This window comes from Streptomyces sp. NPDC045695, assembly GCF_056432025.1.
The window spans coordinates 201,743-213,924 of the sequence record NZ_JBWKJU010000010.1; the positions used below are offsets into that span (position 1 = coordinate 201,743).

Annotated in this window: 8 protein-coding genes; 7 read left to right on the forward strand and 1 reads right to left on the reverse strand. The window is 67.6% G+C overall.

Translation table 11 applies throughout. The features are described from left to right. Nucleotides 1-91: 91 nt before the first annotated feature. Entirely contained in the window at nt 92-1,621 is a 1,530-nt protein-coding gene (locus tag AC07DU_RS19640) for a helix-turn-helix domain-containing protein (RefSeq protein WP_360896332.1), read from the reverse strand. Nucleotides 1,622-2,161: 540 nt separating this feature from the next. Between AC07DU_RS19640 and acnA the strand changes: the two genes are divergently transcribed. The 7 genes from acnA to AC07DU_RS19675 all read left to right on the forward strand — a co-directional run bounded on the left by acnA (nt 2,162) and on the right by AC07DU_RS19675 (nt 12,159). Further along, nucleotides 2,162-4,879, forward strand: coding sequence for an aconitate hydratase AcnA (gene acnA / locus AC07DU_RS19645; protein WP_479112610.1), 2,718 nt, complete (start codon nt 2,162-2,164; stop codon nt 4,877-4,879). Nucleotides 4,880-5,193: 314 nt separating this feature from the next. Next, nucleotides 5,194-6,624, forward strand: a complete 1,431-nt coding sequence (ngcE, locus tag AC07DU_RS19650; RefSeq protein WP_360896327.1) for an N-acetylglucosamine/diacetylchitobiose ABC transporter substrate-binding protein — start codon at nt 5,194-5,196, stop codon at nt 6,622-6,624. Between the two features lie 46 nt (nt 6,625-6,670). Then, nucleotides 6,671-7,615, forward strand: a complete 945-nt coding sequence (locus tag AC07DU_RS19655; protein WP_360896324.1) for a carbohydrate ABC transporter permease — start codon at nt 6,671-6,673, stop codon at nt 7,613-7,615. Nucleotides 7,616-7,628: 13 nt separating this feature from the next. Next, complete coding sequence (locus tag AC07DU_RS19660; protein ID WP_479112612.1) at nt 7,629-8,555, forward strand: carbohydrate ABC transporter permease; 927 nt, start codon at nt 7,629-7,631, stop codon at nt 8,553-8,555. Between the two features lie 214 nt (nt 8,556-8,769). Beyond that, nucleotides 8,770-9,984 (forward strand): ROK family transcriptional regulator, encoded by a 1,215-nt coding sequence (locus AC07DU_RS19665; protein ID WP_479112614.1) that lies wholly within the window; start codon nt 8,770-8,772, stop codon nt 9,982-9,984. A gap of 117 nt (nt 9,985-10,101) precedes the next feature. Beyond that, nucleotides 10,102-11,214, forward strand: a complete 1,113-nt coding sequence (locus AC07DU_RS19670; RefSeq protein WP_360896315.1) for a sugar ABC transporter substrate-binding protein — start codon at nt 10,102-10,104, stop codon at nt 11,212-11,214. Between the two features lie 156 nt (nt 11,215-11,370). Continuing rightward, complete coding sequence (locus tag AC07DU_RS19675; RefSeq protein ID WP_360896312.1) at nt 11,371-12,159, forward strand: ATP-binding cassette domain-containing protein; 789 nt, start codon at nt 11,371-11,373, stop codon at nt 12,157-12,159. The last annotated feature ends 23 nt before the right edge of the window (nt 12,160-12,182 follow it).

The window sequence follows — 12,182 nt, forward strand, 5'->3', positions numbered from 1 at the left end:
AAAAGCCCCCGGGGACGAGGGAGCCGCCGCGCTCCTGACTGACCCACATGCGCGCAGGTCAGGCAGGTGCCGGCGGCTACCTGACGGTTTCTCAGATGTCCCTGAAGATCTCGATCTGGGCGCCCACCGAGTTGAGGCGCTCGGCCAGTTCCTCGTAGCCGCGGTTGATCACGTAGACGTTGCGCAGTACGGACGTGCCCTCGGCCGCCATCATCGCGAGGAGGACGACCACCGCCGGGCGCAGGGCCGGCGGGCACATCATCTCCGCGGCCCGCCAGCGGGTGGGGCCCTCGACCAGGACGCGGTGGGGGTCCAGGAGTTGGAGGCGGCCGCCGAGGCGGTTCAGGTCGGTCAGGTAGATGGCCCGGTTGTCGTACACCCAGTCGTGGATCAGGGTCTGGCCCTGGGCGACGGCGGCGATGGCCGCGAAGAAGGGGACGTTGTCGATGTTCAGCCCGGGGAACGGCATCGGATGGATCTTGTCGATCGGGGCTTGGAGCTTCGAGGGGCGGACCGTGAGGTCGACCAGGCGGGTGCGGCCGTTGTCGGCCACGTACTCGGCCGAGCGGTCGTGGTCCAGCCCCATCTCCTCCAGTACCGCGAGCTCGATCTCCATGAACTCGATCGGGACCCGGCGGATCGTCAGCTCCGACTCCGTGACGACCGCGGCGGCGAGCAGGCTCATCGCCTCGACCGGGTCCTCGGAGGGGGAGTAGTCGACGTCCACGTCGATGTTCGGGATGCCGTGGACGGTGAGCGTGGTGGTGCCCACGCCCTCGACCTTCACCCCCAGCGCCTCCAGGAAGAAGCACAGGTCCTGGACCATGTAGTTGGAGGAGGCGTTGCGGATGACGGTGACGCCGTCGTGCCGGGCGGCGGCCAGCAGCGCGTTCTCGGTGACGGTGTCCCCGCGCTCGGTCAGCACGATGGGGCGGTCGGGGGAGACGCCCGTCGCGACCTTCGCGTGGTAGATGCCCTCGGTCGCGGTGATGTCCAGGCCGAAGCGGCGCAGGGCGATCATGTGCGGCTCGATGGTGCGGGTGCCGAGGTCGCAGCCGCCCGCGTACGGGAGGCGGAAGGTGTCCATCCGGTGCAGCAGGGGGCCCAGGAACATGATGATGCTGCGGGTGCGGCGCGCCGCGTCCGCGTCCATGGCCTCCATGTCGAGGCGGGCGGGCGGGACGAGTTCCAGGTCCACGCCGTCGTTGATCCAGCGGCTGCGGACGCCGATCGAGTTCAGCACTTCCAGGAGGCGGTAGACCTCCTCGATGCGGGCCACCCGCCGCAGGACCGTACGGCCCTTGTTGAGCAACGAGCCGCAGAGCAGGGCGACGCACGCGTTCTTGCTCGTCTTGACGTCGATGGCGCCGGACAGGCGGCGGCCGCCGACCACGCGCAGGTGCATCGGGCCGGCGTAGCCCAGGGAGACGATTTCGCTGTCGAGAGCTTCACCGATTCGGGCGATCATCTCAAGGCTGATGTTCTGGTTGCCGCGCTCGATCCGGTTCACGGCGCTCTGGCTGGTGCCGAGTGCGTCCGCGAGCTGACTCTGTGTCCAGCCCCGGTGCTGCCGGGCATCACGGATGAGCTTGCCGATGCGTACGAGGTAGTCGTCTGCCATGGGGGCACGGTATCTCAGATATGAGATGACACATGTGCCGGGTGTGGCATACGGGTGGAGGTGGTGTGGAGAGTTGGCGGGTGTTATGTGCCGTCAGGTCCCATGTGGGCGTTTTCCAGCAGGCTTTCGGGGCAGCTGCTGCCGCTCCTGTGTGGGCAGCGGGGGGCAACAGCTCCGCCCGGCCCCGCCGGCGCCGCATCCGCACGCGCGGGCCGTCCGTCCTTCCGTGACCACCGTCACCCCCACCCCCGAACGGATTGCCGAGCTGGCAGTGTCAGAGCTGGTCACGCTGATCGAATCCGGGTATGCGGAATCCTCGGGACGGCGCACCGCGCCCGCAGTACTACAGGTGCGCGCCTCGTCCCCGCCCCCGGACATGTACTAGAGTTATCTCGACATCGAGATATCTGCCGAAGGCGTACCGCAGCCGCCCCCGCTGGTAAGGGTTACCTAACTTAGCCTTACCTTAGCGGATTGGCCAAGGGGCGTGGCGGCAGGATGCGGTAAATACGCGCGAATTCATGCATGAAGGAGACTGTCGTGTCGGCGAACAGCTTCGACGCCCGCAGCACGCTGCAGGTGGGCGACGAGTCGTACGAGATCTTCCGGCTGGACAAGGTGGAGGGCTCCGCCCGCCTCCCCTACAGCCTGAAGGTGCTGCTGGAGAACCTGCTCCGTACCGAGGACGGCGCGAACATCACCGCCGACCACATCCGGTCGCTCGGCAACTGGGACTCGCAGGCCCAGCCCAGCGAGGAGATCCAGTTCACGCCGGCCCGCGTGATCATGCAGGACTTCACCGGCGTCCCCTGCGTCGTGGACCTCGCCACCATGCGTGAGGCCGTGAAGGCCCTCGGCGGCGACCCGTCGAAGATCAACCCGCTGGCCCCGGCCGAGCTGGTCATCGACCACTCGGTCATCGCCGACAAGTTCGGCACCAACGAGGCGTTCGCCCAGAACGTGGAGCTGGAGTACGGCCGCAACAAGGAGCGCTACCAGTTCCTGCGCTGGGGCCAGACCGCCTTCGACGAGTTCAAGGTCGTCCCCCCGGGCACCGGCATCGTCCACCAGGTCAACATCGAGCACCTGGCCCGCACCGTCATGGTCCGTAACGGCCAGGCCTACCCCGACACCCTCGTCGGCACCGACTCGCACACCACCATGGTCAACGGCCTGGGCGTGCTGGGCTGGGGCGTCGGCGGCATCGAGGCCGAGGCCGCGATGCTCGGCCAGCCGGTCTCCATGCTGATCCCGCGCGTCGTGGGCTTCAAGCTGACCGGCGAGCTGCCCACCGGCACCACCGCCACCGACCTCGTGCTGACCATCACCGAGATGCTGCGCAAGCACGGTGTCGTCGGCAAGTTCGTCGAGTTCTACGGTGAGGGCGTCTCCGCCACCTCCCTCGCGAACCGCGCCACCATCGGCAACATGTCGCCGGAGTTCGGCTCCACCGCCGCGATCTTCCCGATCGACGACGAGACCCTGAAGTACCTGCGCCTGACCGGCCGCGACGCCCAGCAGGTCGCGCTCGTCGAGGCGTACGCCAAGGAGCAGGGCCTGTGGCTGGACCCGGCCGCCGAGCCGGACTTCTCCGAGAAGCTGGAGCTCGACCTCTCCACGGTCGTCCCCTCCATCGCCGGCCCGAAGCGCCCGCAGGACCGCATCGTCCTGGCCAACGCCGCCGAGCAGTTCGCCCAGGACGTCCGCAACTACGTGGACGACGTGGACGAGGCGGGCAAGGAGTCCTTCCCGGCCTCCGACGCCCCGGCGAACCACCCGAACGGCGCCCCGTCGAAGCCGACCCCGGTCACTCTGGCCGACGGCACCTCCTTCGAGATCGACCACGGCGCCGTCACCGTCGCCGCGATCACCTCCTGCACCAACACCTCGAACCCCTACGTCATGGTCGCCGCGGCGCTCGTGGCCAAGAAGGCGGTCGAGAAGGGCCTGACCCGCAAGCCGTGGGTCAAGACCACCCTGGCCCCGGGCTCGAAGGTCGTCACCGACTACTTCGACAAGGCCGGCCTGACCCCGTACCTCGACAAGATGGGCTTCAACCTCGTCGGGTACGGCTGCACCACCTGCATCGGCAACTCCGGTCCGCTGGACGAGGAGATCTCGAAGGCGATCAACGAGCACGACCTCGCGGTCACCTCGGTGCTCTCCGGCAACCGCAACTTCGAGGGCCGGATCAACCCCGACGTCAAGATGAACTACCTGGCCTCCCCGCCGCTGGTCGTCGCGTACGCCATCGCGGGCTCCATGAAGGTGGACATCACCAAGGACGCCATCGGCGTCGACACCGAGGGGAAGCCGGTCTTCCTCCAGGACATCTGGCCCTCCGAGGCCGAGGTCAACGACGTCGTGGCGAACGCCATCGGCGAGGACATGTTCAACAAGTCCTACCAGGACGTCTTCGCGGGCGACGCCCAGTGGCAGGCGCTGTCGATCCCGACCGGCAACACGTTCGAGTGGGACCCGCAGTCCACCTACGTCCGCAAGCCCCCTTATTTCGAGGGCATGACGATGGAGACCACCCCGGTCTCCGACATCGCCGGCGCCCGCGTGCTGGCGAAGCTGGGCGACTCGGTCACCACCGACCACATCTCCCCGGCCGGTGCGATCAAGGCCGACACCCCGGCCGGCAAGTACCTCACGGAGCACGGCGTCGAGCGCCGCGACTTCAACTCGTACGGTTCCCGCCGCGGCAACCACGAGGTCATGATCCGCGGTACCTTCGCCAACATCCGCCTGCGCAACCAGATCGCGCCGGGCACCGAGGGCGGCTTCACCCGCGACTTCACCGTCGAGGGCGCGCCGGTCTCCTTCATCTACGACGCCTCGCAGAACTACCAGGCCGCCGGCATCCCGCTGGTCATCCTGGCCGGCAAGGAGTACGGCTCCGGCTCGTCCCGCGACTGGGCGGCCAAGGGCACCGCGCTCCTCGGCGTCAAGGCCGTCATCGCCGAGTCCTACGAGCGCATCCACCGCTCGAACCTGATCGGCATGGGCGTCCTGCCCCTGCAGTTCCCCGAGGGTGCCACCGCGGCGTCCCTGGGCCTCACCGGCGAGGAGACCTTCGCCTTCACCGGTGTGGAGGAGCTGAACAACGGCACCACCCCGCGCACCGTCAAGGTGACCACCGACACCGGTGTGGAGTTCGACGCGGTCGTGCGCATCGACACGCCGGGTGAGGCGGACTACTACCGCAACGGCGGCATCATGCAGTACGTCCTGCGCAACCTCATCCGAGGCTAAGGGCGCGCCAAGCGAAGGCATTCTTCGCTTATCGGCACCATAGGGCCGTATCCCCGTTATGGGGGTACGGCCCTTCCGCATTTCGTCCCGGCGGTGCCAGATGACGGACAGGTCTCAACTCGGAAAAGCTGGCGGTCATCCTTGTGCACGATCTTGCTGAGTCGAGCGGAAGTGGACTATACCTGTGCGCGTCCAGGTCACTCCGCAGGAGGGACCCCGGACCCGGGGGACAGCGGGGATCTGCGGCGTCGTCCGCAGACACGGCAACTGCCGTGATTTCCCGCCTCCTTCACACTTCTGACGAAGGCGAGGACATGAGCATGGCATCCACCGGTGAGGGCCTCGGCCGCCGTGATCTGATCAAGCGCTCTGCGGCACTCGGCCTGATCACCGTGCCCACGATGGGCTTCCTGTCCGCCTGCGCCTCCGGCGGGGACGAGCCCACGAACGGCCCGTCCAAGGCCGCGACGAGCGCACAGAACCCCTTCGGCGTCGCGAAGGGCGGCAAGCTGGACGTGGTCGTCTTCAAGGGCGGGTTCGGCGACGACTACGCGAAGGCCTGGGAGGCCGCCTTCGACAAGAAGTGGGGCACCACCAGCTCCCACCTGGGCACCCAGGAGATCACCGGAAAGCTCCAGACGCGCTTCAACGGCGGAAATCCGCCGGACGTCGTGGACGACTCCGGCGCCCAGAAGATCAAGCTGGACGTGCTCTTCAAGAGCGACCAGCTCGCCGACCTCACCCCGGTGCTCGACGCTCCGTCGCTCGACGACCCGAGCAAGAAGGTCCGCGACACGCTGATCGCGGGCACCGTCGAGCAGGGGACCCAGGGCGGCAAGTTCGTCTCGCTGAACTACGTCTACACCGTCTACGGCTTCTGGTACTCCGGCAAGCTCTTCAAGGAGAAGGGCTGGACCGCGCCCAAGACCTGGGACGAGTTCCTCGGGATCTGCGCGAAGGCCAAGGAAGCCGGCATCGGCGGCCTGGCCCACCAGGGCAAGTACCCGTACTACATCAATGTCGTCATCATGGACCTGATCGCCAAGAAGGGCGGTCTGGACGCCATGAAGGCGATCGACAACCTGGAGCCGAACGCCTTCGAGGGCAGCGCGGCGGCCCTCGCGGCCGTCGAGGCGGTCTACGAGGTGGTCGAGAAGGACCTGCTGCTGCCGGGCACCAACGGCCTGACCCACACGGAGTCCCAGACCGCCTGGAACCAGTACAAGGCGGCCTTCATCCCGTCCGGCTCCTGGCTGGAGAACGAGCAGCTCAAGCAGACGCCCGACGACTTCGACATGCAGTTCCTCCCGGTCCCGCCGCTGGCCGACAGCAAGCTGCCCTTCGAGGCCATCCGGGCCGGCGCCGGCGAGCCCTTCATCGTCCCGGAGAAGGCCGCCAACAAGGCCGGTGGCCTGGAGTTCATCCGTTCGATGCTGTCACGCGAATGGTCCACGCTCTTCGCCCAGCAGGCCAACTCGCTCACCGTGGTCAAGGACGGCGTCGACCCGGGGGTGAAGCTGCGGCCGGGAACCCAGTCGGCGGTCACGGCGCTGAAGGCGGCCGGGGAGAACACCTTCAACTACCTTTACCCCGACTGGTACAGCGAGATGGACACGGCGATCCAGGACGCGTCCAATGAGCTGATGGCCAAGCGGATCCCCCCGAAGGAGTGGATCAAGCGGGCCCAGGCCGCGGTGGACAAGGCCGCGCAGGACCCCAACGCCAAGAACAACCGACGCAGCTGACGACGCGCTCCACCGGTCACCGGACAGGATTCCAGGGACGGACACCATGAGCCAAGTAGCCCAGGGCAGGGGACGGGGCGGCTTCATCGCCGGCTTCCTCCTCGGTCCCCTCGCGCTGTATCTGACCTTCGTCATCTGGCCGTACGTACAGACGTTCGGCTACTCCTTCACCAACTGGTCCGGCCAGTCGCCGACGTTCGATTTCGTCGGCGTGGACAACTACACGGCCCTGATGAAGGACGAGGTCTTCCGCAGCGCACTGTGGCACAACCTGCTGCTCCTGGTGTTCGTCCCGACGGTGACCATCCTGCTCGCCCTCTTCTTCGCCTTCATGGTGAACGCGGGCGGGCGGGGCGGAGCCGGCGGGGTGCAGGGCGTGCGGGGGTCGGGCTTCTACAAGATCGTCTACTTCTTCCCGCAGGTCCTCTCCCTCGCCATCCTCGCGGTCCTCTTCGGGGCCGTGTACCGCACCGACGAGGGCGGCCTGCTCAACGGCGTCCTGATCAAGCTCGGCCTCGTCGACCGGCTCCACCCGGTCGAATGGCTGAACGAGCCGCGGCTCGTCCTCTGGTGCCTGCTCCTCGTGGTCGTCTGGCACGGCGTCGGCTTCTACCTCGTCCTGTTCTCGGCGGCCATGCAGTCCGTCCCCAGGGACGTCTACGAGGCCGCCCTGCTCGACGGGGCGGGACGCGCCCAGACCTTCTTCAAGGTCACGCTGCCGCTGCTGTGGGACTCCGTACAGACCTCCGCGGTCTACCTGGGCATCGCCGCGATGGACATGTTCGTCCTGGTGTCGACCATGACCTCGGGCCAGTTCGGCGGCGGCCCCGACCACCACAGCGAGGTCATGGCGACGGTGCTGATGAGGAACTTCCTCTACTTCGGCAAGAGCGGCTACGCCTGCGCCATGGGCGTGGTCATGCTCGTCCTCACCATGATCCTTTCCGTCATCACGCTGCGCGCCACCCGCCGCGAGCGCATCGAGTTCTGAGCGGGAGACCCATATGACCACAGTGATCAAGGCTCCGGGCGAGCCCGCCGCGGAGCGCTCCAAAGGAGCCGGCCCGACCGGCGAGCGGGCGGCCGGCCCGTCGGAGGGCACGGTCCTCAACGTCTTCTCCCACGGCTTCCTCGCCGTCTGGGCCATACTGATCGTCCTGCCCCTGATCTGGCTGGCCCTCGGCTCCTTCAAGACCGACGCGCAGATCGGCGGCTCGGCCCTCAGCTGGCCCTCCAACTGGAACTTCGACGCCTTCGGCCGGGCCTGGGACAAGGGCATCGGCGACTACTTCGCCCACACCCTGATCGTCATGGTGTTCTCGGTCCCGCTGACGATGCTGCTCGGCTCGATGGCGGCGTACGTCCTGGCCCGCTACCCCTTCCCGGGCAACCGGTTCCTCTACTACTTCTTCGTCAGCGGGGCCATGTTCCCCGTCTTCCTGGCGCTCGTCCCGCTGTTCTTCATGGTCAAGCGGTTCGACATGCTGAACACGTACCAGGGCCTGATCCTCGTTTACGTCGCCTACTCGATGCCGTTCACCGTCTTCTTCATGCACTCGTTCTTCCGCACGCTGCCGACGGCGGTGCACGAGGCGGCGGTGATCGACGGGGCCTCCGACACCCGGATCTTCTTCCAGGTGATGGTGCCCATGGCCAAGCCGGGCCTGATCAGCGTCGGGATCTTCAACGTCCTGGGCCAGTGGAACCAGTACATCCTGCCCTCCGTGCTGATGCAGCCCCAGACGGGCTCGGACCCCGAGCGCTACCTCCTCACCCAGGGCCTGATCCAGCTCCAGCAGCAGCAGGGATACGAGACCGACCTGCCGGTGCTGTTCGCCGGCGTGACCATCGCGATGATCCCGATGCTGGTGGTCTACCTCTCCTTCCAGCGCCAGATCCAGGCCGGCCTGACCTCGGCGACACTGAAGTAGCCGCGTGGCGCACGATCCGCGATCACCATCTCCCCGCTTTTGATACGAAGTGACCGATTCGTGCCGCGTCAGCCTCTTGACGTGTCGTGGTGCAAAGGCTCGACTTAAGGTTCACAAGTTGGAGAGACGCCGGGGTCTCGGAGCGTGCAGTCGCGACGTGCCCCGGCCGGGGGGCGACGGCTGGCCGTCGCTTATGGGCAGGAGTGGATGAGTCGTGCAGACTCCCGGATCGCAGTCCTCGCTGCATCGCGCGAATCTCGAACGGGTCGTGCGGGCGGTGCGGCTCGCGGGATCGCTGACCCAGGCGGAGATCGCCCGTACCACCGGACTGTCGGCGGCCACGGTCTCCAACATCGTCCGGGAGCTGAAGGAAGGCGGGACCGTCGAGGTCACCGACACCTCGGCGGGCGGCCGGCGGGCGCGCAGCGTCTCGCTCAGCGGCGACGCGGGCATCGTGATCGGCGTGGACTTCGGCCACACCCACCTGCGGGTGGCCGTGGGCAACCTCGCCCATCAGGTGCTGGCCGAGGAATCGGAGCCGCTGGACGTCGACGCCTCCTGGGCTGAGGGCTTCGACCGGGCCGAGGCCCTGGTGGGGCGGCTGATCGCGGCCATAGGGGTAGGGCTGGAGAAGGTCATCGGCGTGGGGCTCGGCGTCCCCGGCCCGATCGACGTGGAATCCGGCACCCTGGGTTCCACCGCGATCCTGCCGGGCTGGGCGGGCATCAACCCCCGCCAGGAGCTCTCCCAGCGCCTCGGCGTACCGGTGTACGTGGACAACGACGCGAACCTCGGAGCCCTCGGTGAACTCGTTTGGGGGAGCGGGCGGGGAGTAAAGGACCTGGCCTACATCAAGGTCGCCAGCGGCGTCGGTGCGGGCCTGGTGATCAACGGCCAGATCTACCGCGGTCCCGGCGGTACCGCGGGCGAGATCGGGCACATCACGCTCGACGAATCGGGCCCCGTCTGCCGCTGCGGCAACCGCGGCTGCCTGGAGACCTTCGCCGCCGCCCGGTACGTATTGCCGCTGCTCCAGGGCACGCACGGGCCGGAGTTGACGATGGAGCGGGTGGTCGAACTGGCCCGCGGCGGGGACCCGGGCTGCCGCCGGGTGATCACGGACGTGGGCCGCCACATCGGCAGCGGCGTGGCCAGTCTGTGCAACCTCCTCAACCCCAGCCGGGTGGTGCTCGGCGGCTCGCTCGCGGAGGCGGGTGAACTGGTCCTGGCTCCCATCCGTGAATCCGTGGGGAGGTACGCGATTCCCAGCGCGGCCCGCCAACTGTCGGTGCTCACGGGGTCCCTGGGCGGGCGCGCCGAGGTGCTGGGCGCGCTAGCCCTTGTGCTCAGCGAGATGGGCGATTCGACGCTTTTGTCAGATCATGGGAGTGGAGTGCGAGCTCCAGCCGTCTTGCCTTCAGGTAGATAACGGATGGCACCGTTGTCATCTCGTTAAGGATTCACTCCTTGACGGCAAAACGCGGCCGGGGTTGACTCACATCCACCTCGGCCGCAGCGTTGCGGCCTCGTCAGGGAGGTTCAAGTAATGAACACGCGTATGCGCAGAACCGCCGTAGCCGTGGCCGCCGGTGCCATGGCCGTCTCCCTCGCCGCTTGTGGCAGTGCGAAGGAGGCCGGGGACAAGACGAAGGAATCCGGCGCGGGCAAGGGTGATGCGATCAAGGTCGGTCTGCTCCTGCCGGAGAACCAGACCGCGCGTTACGAGAAGTTCGACAAGCCGCTGATCGAGAAGAAGGTCGCGGAGCTGACCGGCGGCAAGGGTCAGGTCGTCTACGCCAACGCCAAGCAGGACGCGACCACCCAGAACTCCCAGGTCGACACGATGATCACCAACAAGGTGGACGTCCTGATCGTCGACGCGGTGGACTCCAAGGCCATCGCGGGTTCGGTGAAGAAGGCCAAGGACGCCGGCATTCCGGTCGTTTCCTACGACCGTCTGGCCGAGGGCCCGATCGACGCCTACACCTCCTTCGACAACGAAGAGGTCGGCAAGGTCCAGGGCAAGGCGCTGCTGGAGGCGCTGGGCGACAAGGCCAAGGACGGCCAGATCGTCATGATGAACGGTTCGGTCACCGACCCGAACGCCAAGCTCTTCAAGTCCGGCGCGCACTCCGTCCTCGACGGCAAGGTGAACATCGGCAAGGAGTACGACACCGTCGAGTGGAAGCCGGAGAACGCCAACACGAACATGGCGGCCGCCCTCTCGGCGCTCGGCAAGGACAAGATCATCGGCGTCTACTCCGCCAATGACGGCATGGCCGGCGGCATCATCACCGCCCTCAAGGCGGCCGGCCTGTCCACCCTGCCCCCGGTCACCGGCCAGGACGCGGAACTCGCCGGGGTGCAGCGCATCGTCGCCGGCGAGCAGTTCATGAGCGTCTACAAGCCGTACGCCCCGGAGGCCGAGGCCGCGGCGAAGATGGCGGTCGCCCTCGCCAAGGGTGAGAAGCTCGAAGGTGTCACCACCTCCACGGTCGACAGCCCGACCACCAAGGGCGTCCCGTCCGTGCTGATCCCGGTCGTCTCGCTGACCAAGAACAACATCAAGGACACCGTCGTCAAGGACGGCGTCTACAAGGTCGACGAGATCTGCACCGACAAGTACGCGGCGGCCTGCGCCACCGTTGGCCTGAAGTAGCGGCCCCCGCCGCCTCCCCCGAGGCGGCCCCCCGTGCCTGACCGGCGCCCCGCCCTCTCATCCCCGCCACCGCGGGGCGCCGGGCAGAAACGTTCCCCCATTCGCCCCGCTCCTGCTCTTTTGCACGACATCCCCGCCGGTCAGGCGGCGAAGGAGATGGTTCATGTGTCCGCTGCGCCCGTGCTGGCGTTGCGAGGGGTCTCGAAGCGGTTCGGCGCCGTTCAGGCCCTGACCGACGTAGAACTCGAGATCCACTCCGGTGAGGTGGTCGCCCTGGTCGGCGACAACGGCGCCGGCAAGTCCACGCTGGTCAAGACGATCGCCGGCGTGCACCCCATCGATGACGGAGTCATCGAGTGGGAGGGCCGCCCGGTCTCCATAGGCAAGCCGCACGACGCCCAGAACCTGGGCATCGCGACGGTCTACCAGGACCTGGCGCTGTGCGACAACATCGACGTCGTCGGCAACCTCTTCCTCGGCCGCGAGCTCAAGCGCCGCGGCATCCTGGACGAGGTGGAGATGGAGCGCCGCGCCCGCGAGCTCCTGACCACCCTGTCCATCCGGATCCCCAGTGTCCGGATCCCCATCGCCTCGCTCTCCGGCGGTCAGCGTCAGACCGTGGCGATCGCCCGCTCCATGCTGGGCGAGCCGCAGCTCGTCATCCTCGACGAGCCCACCGCCGCCCTCGGCGTCGAGCAGACCGCGCAGGTCCTCGACCTCGTGGAGCGGCTGCGCGAGCGCGGTCACGCCGTCATCCTCATCAGCCACAACATGGCCGATGTGAAGGCCGTCGCCGACAAGGTGGCGGTCCTGCGGCTGGGCCGCAACAACGGCGTCTTCAACGTCGCCGATACCTCGCAGGAAGAGATCATCTCCGCCATCACCGGTGCCACGGACAACGCCGTGACCCGCCGGGCGGCCCGCACCTCGGAGGCCGGCAAGTGAGCACCCAGAACCCCGCCACCGAT